Source organism: Thiospirochaeta perfilievii (assembly GCF_008329945.1).
In the GTDB taxonomy this organism is placed as follows: Bacteria; Spirochaetota; Spirochaetia; order DSM-2461; family DSM-2461; genus Thiospirochaeta; species Thiospirochaeta perfilievii.
Map to the genome: position 1 here is coordinate 2811302 of NZ_CP035807.1, position 18192 is coordinate 2829493.

The 18192-nt window shown below is 36.3% G+C and carries 15 protein-coding genes; 14 read left to right on the top strand and 1 reads right to left on the bottom strand.

Annotation, left to right across the window (positions count from 1 at the left end):
* Positions 1-29 precede the first annotated feature (29 nt).
* From EW093_RS12905 to EW093_RS12955, 11 genes are all read left to right on the top strand, one after another.
* On the top strand, positions 30-1835 hold the full coding sequence (locus tag EW093_RS12905; protein ID WP_149568810.1) for a toprim domain-containing protein: 1806 nt from the start codon (positions 30-32) through the stop codon (positions 1833-1835).
* On the top strand, positions 1835-3754 hold the full coding sequence (locus EW093_RS12910; RefSeq protein ID WP_149568811.1) for a DNA topoisomerase IV subunit A: 1920 nt from the start codon (positions 1835-1837) through the stop codon (positions 3752-3754). Before EW093_RS12905 ends, EW093_RS12910 begins: the two co-directional genes overlap by 1 nt.
* On the top strand, positions 3755-5053 hold the full coding sequence (locus tag EW093_RS12915; RefSeq protein ID WP_149568812.1) for a cyclic nucleotide-binding domain-containing protein: 1299 nt from the start codon (positions 3755-3757) through the stop codon (positions 5051-5053).
* Positions 5053-5853 (top strand): diadenylate cyclase CdaA, encoded by an 801-nt coding sequence (cdaA, locus tag EW093_RS12920; protein ID WP_149568813.1) that lies wholly within the window; start codon positions 5053-5055, stop codon positions 5851-5853. Before EW093_RS12915 ends, cdaA begins: the two co-directional genes overlap by 1 nt.
* Positions 5850-6788, top strand: a complete 939-nt coding sequence (locus EW093_RS12925) for a CdaR family protein (protein ID WP_149568814.1) — start codon at positions 5850-5852, stop codon at positions 6786-6788. Before cdaA ends, EW093_RS12925 begins: the two co-directional genes overlap by 4 nt.
* Entirely contained in the window at positions 6785-7159 is a 375-nt protein-coding gene (gene acpS / locus EW093_RS12930) for a holo-ACP synthase (RefSeq protein ID WP_281283434.1), read from the top strand. Before EW093_RS12925 ends, acpS begins: the two co-directional genes overlap by 4 nt.
* Before the next feature lies 1 nt (position 7160).
* Complete coding sequence (locus tag EW093_RS12935; RefSeq protein WP_149568816.1) at positions 7161-8018, top strand: DUF2225 domain-containing protein; 858 nt, start codon at positions 7161-7163, stop codon at positions 8016-8018.
* Entirely contained in the window at positions 8018-8764 is a 747-nt protein-coding gene (truA, locus tag EW093_RS12940; protein ID WP_149568817.1) for a tRNA pseudouridine(38-40) synthase TruA, read from the top strand. The genes EW093_RS12935 and truA overlap by 1 nt, the downstream gene beginning before the upstream one ends.
* On the top strand, positions 8764-9408 hold the full coding sequence (locus EW093_RS12945; RefSeq protein ID WP_149568818.1) for a uracil-DNA glycosylase: 645 nt from the start codon (positions 8764-8766) through the stop codon (positions 9406-9408). Before truA ends, EW093_RS12945 begins: the two co-directional genes overlap by 1 nt.
* Positions 9401-11359 carry a replication restart helicase PriA gene (gene priA / locus EW093_RS12950; RefSeq protein WP_149568819.1) on the top strand — a complete coding sequence of 653 codons (1959 nt, stop codon included), beginning with the start codon at positions 9401-9403 and terminating at the stop codon, positions 11357-11359. Before EW093_RS12945 ends, priA begins: the two co-directional genes overlap by 8 nt.
* 83 nt (positions 11360-11442) lie before the next feature.
* Positions 11443-12534 (top strand): hypothetical protein, encoded by a 1092-nt coding sequence (locus tag EW093_RS12955; protein WP_149568820.1) that lies wholly within the window; start codon positions 11443-11445, stop codon positions 12532-12534.
* A gap of 74 nt (positions 12535-12608) precedes the next feature.
* On the opposite strand, the gene EW093_RS12960 is transcribed toward EW093_RS12955, so the two are convergent.
* Positions 12609-15305 carry a CHASE2 domain-containing protein gene (locus EW093_RS12960; protein ID WP_149568821.1) on the bottom strand — a complete coding sequence of 899 codons (2697 nt, stop codon included), beginning with the start codon at positions 15303-15305 and terminating at the stop codon, positions 12609-12611.
* Positions 15306-15422: 117 nt separating this feature from the next.
* On the opposite strand from EW093_RS12960, the gene EW093_RS12965 reads away from it, so the two are divergent.
* The 3 genes from EW093_RS12965 to EW093_RS12975 are packed head-to-tail and all read left to right on the top strand — an operon-like array spanning position 15423 to position 18191.
* Positions 15423-15869 (top strand): hypothetical protein, encoded by a 447-nt coding sequence (locus EW093_RS12965; RefSeq protein WP_149568822.1) that lies wholly within the window; start codon positions 15423-15425, stop codon positions 15867-15869.
* Position 15870: 1 nt separating this feature from the next.
* A complete protein-coding gene (locus tag EW093_RS12970) occupies positions 15871-17172 on the top strand; it encodes an alginate export family protein (RefSeq protein WP_149568823.1) in 1302 nt (433 codons plus the stop codon).
* 23 nt (positions 17173-17195) lie between these two features.
* On the top strand, positions 17196-18191 hold the full coding sequence (locus EW093_RS12975) for a FecR domain-containing protein (RefSeq protein WP_149568824.1): 996 nt from the start codon (positions 17196-17198) through the stop codon (positions 18189-18191).
* Position 18192: the final 1 nt, after the last annotated feature.

The window sequence follows — 18192 nt, forward strand, 5'->3', positions numbered from 1 at the left end:
AATAGACTTCTATCTGTATTATTTTTAATATGGCAGAAAAATCTACAAAAAATCATTATGACGAGAGTAAGATACAAACTCTAAGCCCCCTAGAACATATTAGACTTAGGTCCGGTATGTATATAGGTCGTTTAGGAGATGGATCTAACCAAAACGACGGTATATATATCCTGCTCAAAGAGATAGTTGATAACTCTATAGATGAGTTCATTATGGGTAATGGTAAGAGAATCGATATCGATATAGACGATAAGGGTTTTGTTAAGTGTAGGGACTATGGTCGAGGTATTCCCCTAGGGAAAATTGTAGACTGTGTTTCTATTATAAATACAGGTGCAAAATATGATAATGATGTATTCCAATACTCTGTAGGTTTAAATGGTGTTGGTACAAAGGCTGTAAATGCCCTCTCCCAACACTTTTTAGTAAGATCATTTAGGGAAGAGAAGTTCTCAGAAGCCATTTTCAGCCGAGGTAAAATTATATCAGAGAAAAAGGGTTCAGCCCCAGGGGAAAAGGATGGAACATACTTTGAATTCCTTCCCGACTCGGAAATATTTGGGGACTGGGAGTACTCTTTCGAGTATATAGAACAGAGAGTTTGGAACTACGCCTGTCTTAATAAGGGTTTAAAACTATACTTTAATAAGCAGAAGTTTGAATCTAAAAGAGGAATTGAAGATCTACTCTACTCCGAAGTAGGGGACGATACCCTCTACGAGATCGGTTACTGTACAGGGGACAAAATAGAGTTTGCATTTACCCATACAGGTAACTACGGTGAGACATACTTTAGTTTTGTTAATGGACAGTTTACCTCCGATGGAGGAAGTCATCTCTCCGCATTTAGAGAGGGTTATTTAAAGGGAGTAAACGACTTTTATAAAAAATCCTTCTCTGGAGTTGATATAAGGGATGGAATAGCAGGAGCAGTAGCTGTAAAAGTTAAGGACCCTGTTTTTGAGAGTCAAACTAAAAATAAACTGGGAAATTCAGACATTAGGGCTTGGATTGTAAACGAAGTTAAGGCTGGAATTGTAGACTTTCTTCATAAAAACCAGGAAGCTGCAGATAAACTACTAGATAAAATAATAAATAATGAGAAGTTAAGAAAAGAGTTAAACGCTGTAAAAAAAGAGGCTAAGGCTGCAGCGAAAAAAATATCAATTAAAATCCCTAAACTAAAGGATTGTAAAAACCATGTTCAAGATGGAGAGAAGGGCGAAGGCTCTATGATCTTCTTAACAGAGGGGGATTCAGCATCTGGTTCAATGGTCTCCTGCAGGGATGTATATAAACAGGCTATTTTTAGTTTACGGGGTAAAATCCAAAATGTTTATGGTAAGGGACGGGCTGCAATATATAAAAATGAGGAGCTTTTTAACCTTATGATGGCCCTAGGAATCGAGAATGATGTGGAGAACTTAAGGTATAGTAAAATTGTTATTGCAACCGATGCTGACTTTGATGGTTTCCATATTAGAAACCTACTTTTAAACTTCTTTTTATCCTACTTTGAGGAGCTAGTAGTCTCGGAGAAGATATTTATATTAGAGACCCCACTTTTTAGGGTAAGAAATAAAAAAGAGACCAGGTACTGTTATACAGAGAAGGAGAGGGATAAGGCTTTAAAAGAGATATCCCACCCGGAAGTAACAAGGTTTAAGGGACTAGGAGAGATAAGTCCTAAGGAGTTTGGACAGTTTATTGGAGAGGATATTAAACTTGTACCTGTATTGGTAAAATCTTTAAAATCAATTCCAGAAACACTAGAGTTTTTTATGGGTAAAAATACACCCCAGAGAAGAGACTATATTATGGAGAACCTAATCTAATGGCTTATGTACAGAAATTATTTGATAAAAACTTTTTAGAGTATGCATCCTATGTAGTTAAAGATAGGGCTATACCCCACTTAGATGACGGTTTAAAACCGGTACAAAGAAGAATAATCCACTCATTAATAGAGAAGGATGATGGGAAGTTTCACAAGGTTGCAAATATAATTGGTCATACTATGCAGTATCATCCCCATGGTGACTCATCTATAGGAGGTGCCTTAGTAACCCTTGCTAACAAGGACTTATTAATTGATAAACAGGGAAACTTTGGTAACAACTTTACCGGGGACCCAGCATCAGCTGCCAGGTATATAGAGTGTAGGTTAACCCCATTTGCCAAGGAGATTTTTTATAACCCTGAGTTAACCCAGTACGAAGACTCCTATGATGGTAGAAGAAAAGAACCAATAACTTTCCCATGTAAAATCCCCTTAGCTATAATACAGGGTGTTGAGGGAATTGCAGTTGGTATGTCAACTAAAATACTACCCCACAACCTTTTAGAGGTCCTAGAAGCGGAGAAAAAGTGCCTAAGAGGGGAGGATTTTCAACTATTTCCAGACTTCCCTACAGGTGGGCTAATAGATGTTACTAACTACGATGATGGTTTAGGTAAGGTCTTAGTTAGGGCCAAACTAGATGTTTCTGACCCAAAAAAAATTACAATTACAGAGATCCCCTTTGGTTCAACAACCGAGAGCCTAATGGACTCTATAGAGAACGCTGCTAAAAAAAATAAGATAAAGATTGGAGCAATTAACGACTTTACTACAGATGAAGTAGAAATAGAGATTAAACTTCCAAGGGGAGTACACTCTAACGATGTTGTAGATGCTCTATACGCATTTACCGATTGTGAAATGTCCATTAGCGTAAACCTTCTACTTATTAATGAAGCTAGACCGGTAATTATGAACCTAACCCAGGTAGTTCAGTATCATGCTAATAAACTAGTCTCTATTTTAAGGGCGGAACTGGAAAATGAGAAGAGAAATTTACAGGATAAACTCCACGCAAGAACCCTGGAGCAGATATTTATAGAAGAGAGAATATATAAGTTAATAGAGGAACAAAAGAGTCGAGTTGGTGTAATAACAGCAGTTCAAGAGGGTTTTATCCCATTTATGTCAAAAATTAAAAGGGAGATAACCGAAGATGACATTGAGAGACTATTAAAAATTCCTATTAGAAGAATCTCCCTATACGATATAAATAAAGTTAAAAAAGAGATGAAAGAGATAAAGGATCGAATTAAAGAGATTAACTTTCACCTGGATAATATTGTAGACTACGCCGTAAGTTTTATTGATAGTATCCTTTCTAAAAAGGAGAATGACTTTGAAAGACAGTCAAAAATTGTATCTTTTAATAAAACCGATGTAAGGGAAGCAGCAGTTAGAAACCTTAAACTAAGATATGACAGTGATTCTGGATATCTTGGATTTGGTGTAACTACAGGTAATATAATTGCAGATGTTTCAGAGTACGATAGGGTATTAATTATTAAAAAGGATACCCACTACTTTGTAACAAATGTCCAGGAGAAAAACTTTATAGGTAAGGGTATACTATATGTTGGCCTTGCAGATACAGAGACAATGGAAAAAGTTATTTTTAATATTCTTTATAAAAATGAGCAAAACTGTGTATACTTAAAAAGATGTAGAATAGAGAAATTTATTTTGGAGAAAGAGTATGACCACCTAATACCAGAGGGTTGTAGCTTTTTAAAACTCTCAATAAAAGAAGATATTTCAGTCTCGGTGGATTTTAAGCAGAAGAAGCTTTTAAGAATTGCCGAGGATCTATACGAAGTAGATAGTTATCTTGTAAAGGGAGTTAAAGCTAAGGGTGTAAGGCTAAGTCCTAAAGAGTTTTCTTCAGCAAAATTTATAAAGTCAAAGAGGTCATAAATGGGTTCAATAGGGTTTATTAATAGTGATAAAGAGTTAAAATCAAGGGTTGAGGAACTCTTTGAAGTAAACGAGTATTATGAAATTGTTTCAATGGACAATAGACACGATATTTCAGACTTTTTAGACTATGAGTTATCAGAGATATTAATTATAAACTTTTCCGATGTTAGTCGTAGTCTAATAGATACAGTTGTTAAAAAACTAAAGGAAGACTCATGGTTACACTCCTTTGGAATTATAGGTGTATACGATGACGACGATGAAGAAGAGGAGTTACTAGATAGATATAGTGACTTAAATATCATGGTAATGATGAGCCAAAGACGTTTAAAATCCCATTTAATAAAATCCCTGGATATAATAAGCAGGGAGAGGCATATTATATTCCAAAAGGTTTTAATAGATAACTTAGTGGAAAATGCATCAGGTACCTTCTTAATAGAGTCGGATGTTTTTATCGCCTCGATATATGCAAGTATTATTACTACAGCTCTAAGCCAACGTGGAGTAATAGCTAAGGATAAAAAGATGTTTATGCAACTAGTTTTATCCGAGATGATAGTAAATGCTATAGAGCATGGTAACTGTGGCATTACCTACGAAGAGAAGAGTGAATTTTTAGAAAAGGGTCTAAATATTGTTGATCTTATAGCAAAAAAGTGCGAAGACCCGGCAATTGCAAGAAAAAGAGTCTACTTTGAGTGGGCAGTAAATAACCAGGAGACTGTTTTTGTTATACGGGATGAGGGATCAGGTTTTGATGTTAACAAATTAAAATCTAAAATAGAAGAAGAAGGTGCCCTTGCCCTCCACGGTCGTGGAATAAAAATGGCTGTTAAATTAGCCAAGGAGATAAGGTATAACAAAAAGGGGAATCGACTAAAATTAGTATTTGAAAACGATGAAACGGTACATAAAGAGACTCCAGGTGGTTTTGATACCGAAGAGGTATTAACCTTAAATAAGGGTGATGTTGTTTTTAGAGAGGATGAGTTAGGTGACTTTTTATACTATATAATTGCAGGTACCTATAATGTCTATGTAGAAGAGGTCCTAGTTGGAAGAATTACCCCTTCAGATGTTTTTATGGGGGAGATGTCCTTTTTAATGCAGAACCATAGAAGTGCTACAGTTATTGCTAACTGTCCAGGAAAGATATTAAAGATATCTAGAAACTCCTATATAAACGCAATAAAAAAATATCCCCACTATGCAATTTTACTATCCAAGTTATTGGCTAAAAAATTAGTAAGAGCTAATGACTTTAAGGTTAGAGGGGAAATCTCAGAGGTATAATGGACTTTTTAAATTGGATTATTGATTATTGGTTTATTAAAGATATTCTAAGACCTGTTATAGATATAATTATAATTACAATTATATTATATCAAGTTTATAAAATACTTGTTCAAACCAAAACAATGCACCTGGTAAAGGGGATATTATCCCTTATGTTACTATACCTATTTGCATTAATATTTAAAATTGACACAGTTTTATGGGTAATGACAAATTTAACCCAGGTTTTAATGATAGCTATAGTTGTAGTTTTTCAACCGGAACTTCGTAAAATCTTTACTAAAATAGGTGTTAGTGGACTATTTAATATAAGGGGAAGGGTAACTTCTAATAATATAGATAGTGCAGTCTCTGCTGCCCAGGTTTTAGCGGACAGAAGAAGGGGAGCTTTAATAGTATTTTCCAGGTCAATGAATCTTAAAAATATTATTGAGACAGGAACTACTATAAATGCCGATGTAACAGCCCCATTAATTATATCCCTTTTTGAATACGATACCCCACTGCATGATGGAGCTATTGTTATTGGAGGAAGCAAAATTGTTGCTGCAGGCTGTTTTCTCCCCCTGTCTAAACAGGATGATATAAAACAGAGTTTTGGAACAAGACACAGAGCTGCCCTTGGACTGTCAGAGGAGTCTGATGCAATAGTATTAATCGCATCAGAGGAGACAGGAGCCCTATCTATAGCCTATGACTCTAACATATATTACAACCTTCCAGTAGACGAGATAACATTTCTAATTAATAAAATTCAATCCTCCGGAAGTGTAGATGTCGAGGTAGGCCTTGTATGATGTTTAAGCGAATTCTACACAACTGGCATGTAAAAGTAATCTGCCTTGTAATTGCTATGGTTTTAGTATTTTTTACAAAGGCAAATGCACTAAAAGAGGAGCCGGTTGTAGTTTTTTTAGAGACAATTACAAATAATAACTACACGTTTACCGAGTCTCTACCATCTAGGGTTACATTAACCCTAAAGGGAGAGGAGTCGGAGATAACAAAAGTCCCGGTAGATGACCTAGTAGCATATATAGATGCTAGTAAAATAACCAAAGATGGAGTTTATGAACTACCTATTCTAATTAAGCAGGATGGAGTTCTTGAGTTTACAAATAATGTGGAGATATCAGTATTTCCAATATCAATAACAACAAAGGTAGAAGAGAAGGTTACAAAATATTTAAAAGTTGAGAGTGTAATTACAGGTATTCCAGCCCATGGATATGAGCTAAATAGTAGGTTTATTAACCCTAGGGTAATAAGTGTAACTGGCCCTAAAAAACATATGGAAGCTCTAGACTCTATTAGCACAGAGCCGGTGGATTTAACTGGTAAGGATAGTGACTTTGTAACAAGGGTTAAGTTAGATAGTTCTGACTCCCTACTTCTATTCCCGGAGGGTAACTTTGTTGAGTTCCAGGGTATTATTACCGAGACTAGTGTTGTAAAAGTATTAGAGAATGTAAATATAGCTATAAAAGATTTAAAAGAGGGACTTGAAGTTGTATCGGAACTACCTCAGATAAGTGTAAATGTAGAGGGTAAACTTTTAAGTCTTCAGAACTTTAGTAAAAATAATGTCTCTTTAACAATAAATTTAAAGAGTATAGAAGTCCCAGGAACCTACGAAGTGCCTATTAACTACTGGACACCTAAATACGCCCATGTATACGATAAATCCAGGGATACAGTTGTTATCTCTGTTAGAAAAAAGGTTTCAAATTGATCTTAGGTACAGGAATAGATATGGCAAAGGTTAAAAGGTTTGATAAGTTTTTAGATAACGAAGCCTTTTTAAATAAGTACTTCCATAAAAGTGAAATAGATTATGTAAAATCCAAGGGAGTATCTGCAGCCCAATCCCTAGCCGGGAAATTTGCAGCAAGAGAGGCGTTTTTTAAGGCCCTTGGAACGGGATTTATAGGTTTTAGTCCCAGGGATATCTCTGTAGATAATAATAAAAGTGGTAAACCCTATATCACCCCTAACCAGAGTGTAATAAACGAGTTAGATAGACTAGCAAATAATTGGAAAATCCACCTCTCAATTAGTCATGAAAAAGAGTACGCTATAGCCCAGGTAATTTTGGAGGCCTAGAATGTCAGAGAAGTCAAAGATAAGTTACTATTCTAAAAATGTTATAAACTGTCCTGTTTGTGGAAAAGAGTTTAAAAAAGAGGACCTTCTAAGTGGTGGAGGTAGAATGAATGCCGGGAATTTAACTGATGAGTTACACAGACTATATATTCCAACTAAAAAATATGGGCCAATCTATCCGTTAATCTACCCTGTAGTTGTATGTCCTACATGTCTCTATAGCGCCTACATCTCAGATTTTGAAACCATATCCCCAGACTCAATATTTGAATTAAAAAATAAAACAGAGTTAAGGAAGGAGGAGGCAAAAAACCTTTTTCCAAGATATAATTTTAGTAAAAATAGAACTATTATAGAGGGAATACTTAGCTATATATTAGCTGCAATTTGTTACGATAGTATCGATTCATCCCACCAACCTATATATAAACAGGGCTTAAGTTGTCTAAGGGCCGCATGGTTGTGTAATGATTATCATTTAGTAGAGCCAAATGAAAATTTTGACTACTTACGGGATGTAATGTATAGAAAGGCAGACTTCTTCTATTCCCAGATGGTAGAAGCAGAGAAAGATGGTATAGAAGAGTACGGAACTATTACCCATTTTGGTCCGGATATTGACCATAACCACGGTTTTGATGGTGCTCTATTTTTAGCAGGTCTGTTAGTATATAAACATGGACAAAAGGATGATAAGGTTAAGAGGCTTAAATCCCTGCATACTGCTAAAATAACTATTTCGCGAATAGTAGGTATGGGAAAGGCTTCTAAATCTAAACCCAGCGACTTTGTAGAGAGCGCTAGGGAGTTACATTCTAAAATAAAAGATGAGATAAATAGATTAGAGGAAAACAGTTAATGAGAAATATAAGATTGAATATTGCCTATGATGGTACAAAGTACTGTGGCTGGCAAATTCAACCTAGGGATATTACAATACAGGAAGTTATCGAGAAGGCCCTAAGTAAAATCCATAAAAAAAAGGTTGACCTAATAGGTTCTGGTAGAACTGATAGTGGAGTACATGCCGATAAGCAGGTTGCAAATTTTGTAACCGATATAGACTCTATTCCAGCTAATAGGTTTAGAGCAGCTATTAACTCCTTACTCCCCCTGGATATTAGGGTTTTAAGTAGTAGGGAAGTTCCCCTGGAGTTTCATTCCAGGTTTAACGCCTTTAGACGAACATATAAATACTATATAAAATTAGCAGATGTTGGACATCCTAGATATAGGGATTTCTGTTATTTAGTAAGAAGGCCTCTTAATTTAAACCTATTAAACGACCTGGCAAGGGAGCTGGTAGGAGAACATGATTTTACAACATTTGCAGCAGCTGGGGATCAAGCCCCAACTAAAATTAGAACTATATACAGCGCTACATTCTACCCTGAGGGGGAGTTTATAGTCTTTAAAATATGTGGAAACGCATTTTTACAAAGAATGGTAAGGTCCCTAACCGGAACCCTTTTAGACTTCTCCTTTAAGGGGAAAACCCCAGAGGATTTAAGATTTATACTACTTGCAAAGGATAGGTCCCTTGTAGGACCAACTGCCCCGGCAAGAGGACTTTTTCTTAATAATGTTGAGTATCCGGAGGATTAATGGAAGAGTTTTGGGAACTTCTAAATTTAGTAGAAGATAAGATAAAGTATGGATATAAGGGGGAGCATGAAAAACCCCAGTTTAAAAATATAAATCCACAAGAAACAGAGTGTCGGGACTGTCCTCTCTACCTAATTAGAAACAGTATTGTCTACGGTAAGGGGTCAGACTCTCCTAAATTAATGTTAGTAGGAACATGGCCTATAGACCAGGATGAGACATTAAATTCCCCCATATCGGCTAATTGTGGGGAGTTTTTAAATAAGTGGATAACAGCCATGAAGTTATCCCCATTTGCAGATACTTATGTAACAAACCTTCTAAAATGTAAAACTGGATGGAATAAGAGGGGTTTTAATGGAGCCCACAACTTATCCGAGGAGATTACAACCTGTTTTAACCACCTGGAAGAGGAGATTAAACGGTTACAACCCCGGGTTATATTAACCCTAGGGGAGAGGCCTGCCCAGGTTTTAACCGACTCCGATAGGGAGCTTGAACAATTAAGGGGACATATCCATAACTATAAAGGAATCCCTGTTGTCTCAACATACCATCCAGAGGTTGCACTAGAGAACTACGAAGCCCTAAGGGGTCCAGTATGGGACGATTTAAAACTAGTTATGTCTAAATTAAATGGATAACTTTCTACAAGTAGTTTTTAATATTCCAGTTAAAGCTACATATACATATAAAAACCTGGAGGATAACCCGGGAAAAGTTGGTTATCGGGTGGAAGCAATGTTAGGAAGGCGAAAACTTATTGGGTTTGTAACTAAAACTACCAATGTGGAACCTACAGAGTTTAAGGCTAATCCTATACTTAGAGTTGTGGATAAAGAACCCCTTTTTAATAGTATCTTATTAGAATTAGCCAACTGGGTTGCTGACTTTACCATGTGTAGTGTAGGGGAGGCCCTAGGTGCCATGCTTCCCGGGGGAAAGAGGGAGAAGGGACTACCAGCCTCATCTATAGAGGAGATCCCGGACCCTAAGGATATTACCCTATCCACAGAGCAGGAAGTCGCAATAACGGCTATTTTAAATGATAAAAACCCTATTTTCTACCTATTTGGAATAACAGGAAGTGGTAAAACAGAGGTTTTTTTACAAGCAGCAAAAGAGGTATTAAATAGGGGGGAGAGTGTAATATATCTTGTCCCTGAAATATCTTTAACACACCAGGTTGTAGACACATTAAAAAGCCGTTTTACCCAGGGTGTAGCTGTTCTTCACTCCCATTTAACCCCAAGCCAAAGGTTAACAGAGTGGAGGCGTATTCAAAGTGGAGAAGCCCCACTTATTATAGGAGCAAGAAGTGCTATCTTTGCCCCCTGTGATAAGTTAGGTCTAATAATAATTGACGAAGAGCACGAAAACTCATATAAATCATCAAATACCCCTAGATACTCAGCAAGACAGGTTGCCATGAAGAGGGCCAGATTACAGGGTTCTAAACTTGTTTTAGGTAGTGCAACCCCATCGGTTGAATCCTGGAAGTTAATGGATGACGGAAAGATAAAGAGATTAAACCTAACAAAACGGCTATCAGGTGGTGCCATGCCAAAATCTACAATTGTAGATATGCGACATGAGGATGGGGTTTTAAGTAAAACCCTAATAAAAAAGATCGAAGAGGCTTATAATCAGGGCAGGCAGACCATTTTATTTCTAAATAGAAGGGGGTTCTCCTACTTTTTCCACTGTAACAGTTGTGGTTACGAGATGGTGTGTAAAAACTGCTCAGTCTCTTTAACCTATCATAAAAACAAAAATAGAATGGTATGCCACTATTGTGGGTATCAGGCCTATCCAATATCAGTTTGCCCGGAGTGTAACTCCTTAGATATTGGTTCTACTGGTTTTGGTGTAGAACATATAGAGGAAGAGGTTGGTAAAATATTCCCTAGCCTAAATATTAAAAGGTTAGATAGTGATGTTCTTAATCAAAAAAACAGTAAAACCCTGTTAAAAGATACACTAAACGACTTTAAAAACAAAAAAATTGACATCCTTTTAGGGACCCAGATGGTGGCAAGGGGGCTTAACTTTCCCGGAGTAAAACTAGTTGGTATAATTATGGCAGATACTGGACTTAAAATGCCCGATTTTAGGGCAGCAGAGAGATCCTTTGGTCTTATTGTACAGGTCTCCGGTAGGGCTGGAAGATACGCCCCGGATGGGGAAGTTGTAATCCAGACCTTTATGCCACAAAATAGAACCATTAATTTAGCCGCAAAAAGTGATATTAACTCCTTTTATACCAGTGAGTTAGAGGATAGAAAACTTTTAGAGTTTCCCCCATATACAAGAATGATCCGTCTAGTTTTTAGGTCTAAAAGATTAGGGGAGATGTTAAAGGTTATAGACAGTTTTGAAAAAGAGTTAACAAGGGGTATAGATAACAGTACCGAGATCCTAGGCCCTAGTGAGTGTCCTATTTCTGTTATAGCAGGAAGTTACAGGCACCAGATATTAATAAGAACAACCAATTTAAATAGTGCCCACAGTGTTACCTACTCCCTACTACAAAGAAGTAAAATTCCAGCCTATATCTACATAGAGGTGGATGTAGACCCTATTTCACTCTTATAATAAAAGAATATCATTAAATAATTCTAAAAAAAGATCTAGAACTGTGTATTGTTTTATATTACATTTAAATAAAGGAGTATTATGTGAAAAAGTTAATATTAATACTAAGTATCTCAAGTTGTTTTTTATTTAATATATATTCAGAGGATGCAGTAAATCTAGTTCCATTAGGGGATGACTTAACAACTCTGTTTTTGGGTATAGGCCAGGATGTAGTTCCTCTTTTACACCAAAATGCCCTCTCGGGGGACACCTATGGTGAGGCTGAAATAGATCAGGTCTTTTTACCCTTCTATCTCTCTATACCATCTATTGGGTTATCTACAACCGACGGAATTGCTACAGTACTATCTAATGATAGTCAGGAGTGGAAATTTGCTATCCAACTTCCAACTTTAGTAGACTCCGCATTAGAAGGGGATAGTAAGGAGTATTTTGACATAGCACAAAATATTTTTGCACTACCAACAGTAAAATTGGGCTTTGGTTTTAAGCTACCTTCTAATTTTGAACTTCATATATCAGGTATATACTTACCTCCACTAGACTTTGGATCCCTTGCCTCTGTTTCGGCACTGGATAACCTATCTTTAAATATAATGGATGTTGGTTTTAAACTACGTAAAACAATATTCCACGACACTTTTTTTAAGCCGGCATTCTCTATTGGAGCCCACTACTACTACTCAACTTTTGAGATGGACTTTACATTTAACCAGATAACAGACTTCCTGGATTCCAGGGTAGATGCAGGAGTTTTAGGGGACTTGGATCTAGGTGGAACTTTTAATATTAATACAAAGGTTCAAAGTTTTGGTCTAGACTTTCACCTATCAAAAAGGTTAATAATTTTTACTCCATTTATTAAACTATCTCCAACTCTATACTACTCTACAATCAGCACCACTGCGGATCTAGATGCAACTCTATACGATGTTGGTACAGAAATTAGTAGTGCAAATCTTAACTCTGGTGGTAGTGTTAATAGTAATGGTGTAATGTTATACGGTTCTGCAGGAATTGAGTTTAGGTTACTATTTATGGTTATACACCTAAGTTTTAATGCGGATCTGCAAAACCCAACACTAACCTTAGGAGATGCAACAAGTGGGGACTTCTCGGAAACATATATTGACAAGTTTGGACTAAACTTAGGGTTTAGATTTAACTTCTAAGCCAGACTATTTTAAACTTAGGGTTTAGATTTAACTTCTAAACCCTAACTTCTAAACACTAAATTCTTAACAGTCTACTTACTACTCATTTTAAACACTCCATCCCAGTCGGAAGGTGGGGCTTTTTTAATATAATCATTACACCTGTTAACATATAGTATCGATGCCGAATCATTTTCTAGTACTTCTAGAACACTATTAAATAACTTTTTAGCTTCTAACCACTCTTTATTTTCAAATAGAGTAAGGGCTTTATCAAAAATAGAGTAGGCTTCTAACTCATCCTTAGTTACAAAACTTCTCTCTTCTATTAACTCATAAAGTCTAATTGGGGTTTTTATACCAATAACCCTAACCCTATCCAGTCGCCTAAATAGAAGGGTGTCTGGACACTGATTCCTTGTCTCCTCGCTTACCATAATCCATGTTCCATATAGTTTATTTACACCCTCAAGCCGTGCTGCAAGGTTTACCGAGTTACCCATAATGGTATAATCCATCTTTTTATCTGTACCCATGTTCCCAACAACCATGTCCCCGGTATTTATACCTATACGGGTATTTATAACATCCTTTGTCCACTCATCCTCTAAAAACTTCTTATTTAATTCAACTTCCACCCGCTTCATAACAACTGCACTATAACAGCACTTATATGCGTGGTTTTCGTAGTAGATTGGAGCCCCAAAAAAGCAGATAATAGCATCCCCCTCATACTTATCTATAGTTCCTTTATTATCCATTACAGTGTTACTCATTGCTGTTAAGTAGGCGTTTAAAAGCCTAACTAAGTCCTGGGGGGATAACTTCTCGGAGAAGGTGGAAAAAGCTCTAATATCTGTAAACATAGCTGTCATATACTTAGACTCTCCACCTAGTTGTAACTTACTTGGGTCATCTAAAATCTCTTTAATAACATCTGCACTAAGGTAGTGGCTAAAAGCCTTATTAATAAAGGACTTCTCCTTTTCCGAGGATAAAAATCTAATTGCTGTAAGGGTAATAAAAGTTGTGACAATAGATAGGGCGGGGAATAGAAGGTCAATATATACCGACGTATACCTAAATATTAGAGCTAATATTGCTATTATTATAACAAGGGCAAAAATACCTATAATCATCGACCTTTTAGGTGGAAGATTTCTAATTACTACTGTTAATAAAAGTGCACTAATTAGGGCAATTATTAGGACAAACAACCTAGGCATTAGGGATATATACTGCTGGTTTAATATTGTATTTACCACATTGGCATGGGTTCCTACGTTCATATACTCCTTCTCAAAGGGGTTTGTACCAATATCTGTAGTTCCTGTAGCTGTATTTCCTATTATTGCAAAGGAGTTATCTGCCTTATCCTTTAACTCTTCCCTTATATCCATTAATTGGGTAAGGGCCTCCTGGGTTTTATTAAACCAACTAGGTATGTCCCTACTTATGGTATTGTAGTTATCATCATCTATAACACCTGCTTCCTTTAACTGCTCTAACCCGGCTAACATAGTATTAGCGCTATCTGTAGTTATAAAATTAACTAACTCTGTAAGTAGAAACTCCTTAGCAGATATATAGGACTCCATATCCGGGGATTTTGAATTAAAAAGTGCAATCTTCTCGCTCTCTATATAGTTTACAACATCTAAAAGAGGGGTTCCCCCGGTATAGGCGTTTAAATAACCCCAATCGGCCCTATCCTTTAGGTTCTTTATAACATAGTTATAAAGTTTGTCGTGGTTCATTAAAGCATCAAAGGGAATGTGTTTAAAACTCTCTTTATAACTCTTAGGGAGCCAGTTAATATTTAATGACCCGGTTGTATTAATTGGAATTACCATTTTATCTAGTTGTCCAAGGGTTGGGTGTATAGGGTTAATTAGGGTAATTTTATCCTTTTCTAATTTAATATCCGGGTCACCTAACATATTTAGTAGTGGCCTAAAGGATAGCTGGGCAAAATATGTACCATTTATACTTCTAAGTAGGTCTACCTTTCTTCTAACACCATCTTCATCAATTAATACGTTGGTAAATCCAGCCCCTGCTGAGTACCTGCTAACATTTAAATTTGTAGGTAGGGCTCCTGTAAAGTTTAATTCAGGGATATCATCAACTACTTCTATATTTTTAATAGAGAAGTTATCTTTAAAAAAAGTATACTGGGGAGTATCTAGGGTATCAGTTCCAGGGTTAACATTAATTGTAAAAAAAAGATTCCCAAATACCCTGGCAGCCTGGCCTAGGTAGATATCATTATTTCTAACAATACTCTGTATTCTATTAACAACATCATCCTTTGTAGAGTTTGTCATATCAACTAAGTCAGGTATAAACTCTTTAACATCCTTAACAGGAATATCCCCACTGGATACTGCTGCAAATAGATCCGCTGTATTTTTACTAATAGAGGATAGTTGCCTATCTATATACTGGGGTACATCCCTGTTTAAAACCTGGTAGTCTACCCCAACAGGGCTTGGGTCGATAAACTCAATATCAAAAACTGTATAATTTGATCCTAACTCCTTAAGTAAAAATATCCCATCGGCATATATATCCCTACTAACCGGGTAGACTTGGGCAGTCTTTATAGCATTATCCCCAAAATCTACTAATAAGATATCGGGATTCTCTTCTATATCCTCTTTTATTAACATAGCAGCATTGTATATAGAGCCTTCTAACTTTTCAAAAATTGGGCTTAATGTAGCTAAACTTAATAAGAGTACAATACTTATTGGTATAACAATAAATTGAACTATATGTTTTCTCATATCTACTCCTTTTTATAACTAGTATAAATTAATTGACTAAAATATTTTACTATTAAATCCATTTCGTATAAAATTAAAGAGAATAAGTAAATTTCTTTCAATTAAAAAGGAGTTAAAATGAAAAAAGTTTTATTTTTCTTAGTGGTTTTAATAGGCTTAAACCCACTATTTTGCCAGTCTAATACTATTATTGATCAGGTCTTAGGCCAGGATTTAGTAGCTTTTGATAATGCAGTTTATCTTATTTTGTCCGCAGGGGATAAGATTGATGAGAATATTTCACCAAAAGAGGCCCTTTTGGAACTAGAGAAACTTAATTGGTCTATAGATATTAAGCAGGCAGAGGATACTATAAATCTATTTGATGCCTCCCTATTAATAATGAACTCACTAGAATTAAAGGGTGGATTAATGTATAAACTATTTCCAATTAAAAGATACGCCTTTAAAGAGATGGTATTTAACGGACTATTCGAAAATGCCAAGGATGGTAATAGGGAGATCTCCGGTATTGAACTATTAACAATACTAGGCAAGAGTCTAGCTTTTAAGGAGGTTCAGTAGTATGTTAAATTTTAAAAGGATATTAATTGTTAACCTGCTAATAATAACAACAACTCTATTCTCTGTAGATTACGGTCTATCTATTGATGAGAGTATTACTGTAAACTCAGGCCTTAGTAACTCTATAAAGGCTACAGCATGGAGTAACATTGGTCTTGGGGATACAAAATTTGAGTTTAAAGGCTCCATATCCCACTCAACAGCCAGCCAGCCGGATTTTCCATATTTTATGGATGTGGATCTGCTTAAGTTCTCTACACTTTTTCCAAAATCCACACCTAAAATGCCAGATACCAGAATATCCCTTGGTAGGTGGACAATGTCGGACCAGACAGGTTATGTAGTTGCCCATAAGTTAGATGGACTCTTTATGAACCTAAAGTATAATACCTTGTCCCTATATAACTATTTAGCCTATAGTGGTCTACTTTGGAAGTCAGGTTCTGGGATTTCCCCATCTGAGTTAGATAGTTTTTATGCCGGGCTTGATAGCCAAACCCTTGGTAGCCCCCGTTTTATAACTATTACAGGGTTAACTCTACCACCAATATTTAAACAGAGAGTAGGGCTAGAGGTTATTTATCAGGTCGATTTAAGGGATGAAGAGTATGTAATTAGCGAGTATCAAGCTCTACCGTCAGAAGGTGATGAAGCCCTTGAGGGTGGTGGTCTTTTAAATACTTTCTACGCCTCTATGAAATTATCAGGGGATATACCGGTTGTAGAGGATTTAAATTACAAAGTTAATTACATATTTAATTCCGGTAGTAAGTTAGGCCAGATCCAGGAAGATGATACATATTACCAAAATTCCACAATATTTGCCCATTTAGTGGATTTAAGACTAGAGAAATTCCTACCATCAATTTACAATTCAATAGTAAGCTACAGGTTTGTTTATAGTAGTGGTGATGGGGATAGTAGTGGAAATGATACTACATTTCTACCAATTACACGGTCTGGCTTTGGAGCAGTTTTTTCACCAAGTTTAGGGAATATTATAGTAAACGATATAAGTTATTCTCTAAAACCATTAGATAAGCTTCAGACCATTGTTAAAGTTTTAGCTTTTACCAGGAGTACAACAGGTAGTATATCTGAGGATGGTCTAGATCCAAACAGTAGTAGTCTGTATTTAGGTTCCGAGCTGGATGTAACAGCGAACTATAGACCATTTTCAGATTTAGGGTTATCCCTAACAGCAGGTCTATACTTCCCATCAAGTGCAACTTACAGTGCAGCTTATTTAGAAGAGAGTCCTATTTTAGGATCAATAAAATTAAATGTTTCGTTTAGCATGTAAATATAGATTTTTGGAGGGTTAGTATGAAAAGAATTATAACCATACTGTTATTTTTAATGTGTAGTTTTGCTATTTATAGCCAAACAGGTGTGCTTAAAAATATTAAGGGTAAGGTCGAGATAAGTAAGGATGGCTCAAATAGTTGGGTTAAAGCTACAGAGGGTATGTCTGTAGAGTTAAGTGATACTATTTCTACAGGTTTTGGAGCCGCAGCAACCCTGGATTTAGGTAACTCGAAGGTCGCGTTAAAACCACTTACAAGAATGAGTGTCGATATGTTCCTAGAGACTAGTAATAAGGTCTCAACTTCCCTGTTTTTACAGGTAGGCTCTGTAGAGGCCGAGGTTGACTCGTCTAATATTAAACAGAGTTTTCAGGTTCAGTCTCCATACTCTACAGCTTCGGTTCGTGGAACCAAGTTTGATTTTGATGGTAGAAAAATCACTGTAAAAGAGGGTACAGTTGCCCTTTTTGTGGGAAAACCAAAAAGAATTATTCAAAAAGCGATAGTTCAAAGAAAAAAAGAGAAGAAAAAAGCTGAAGAGGCCCAGGCCTTAGAAGAGAAACAGGCCGCGGAAGCAACAGGGGATGCTACTTTACAAGAAGAGGAACCAGCTTTAGAAGATGAAGAACCAGCTTTAGAAGAGCAGCCGGAACTAAGTGAGGATTTTTTACAGGAAATAGAGCAAGAAGTTGCTAGTCAGCAGTCGGATTTTAGTGATGATGGAGCAATTTTTGTAAAACAGGGTCAAAGTGTTCAGGTTGTTGTAGAGTTAACTCCTACTAAAAAAACAGAGAAGAAAAAACCTAAAGATGGGGAAGAGAAGGAAGAGGAAGCCTCTATTATAACAGATAAGGATGAAATTGTATCAAACTCTACAGTAATTGCAGATACATCTGTTGCAAAATCTACTCCAAAGAGTGGGTCAGAGAGCGAGGCGGAGACAGAAACACCAGAGGTTTTTGTTCCACCAGTAACAAAACCAACCCGGACTGATATAACAATAATCTGGGAATAAG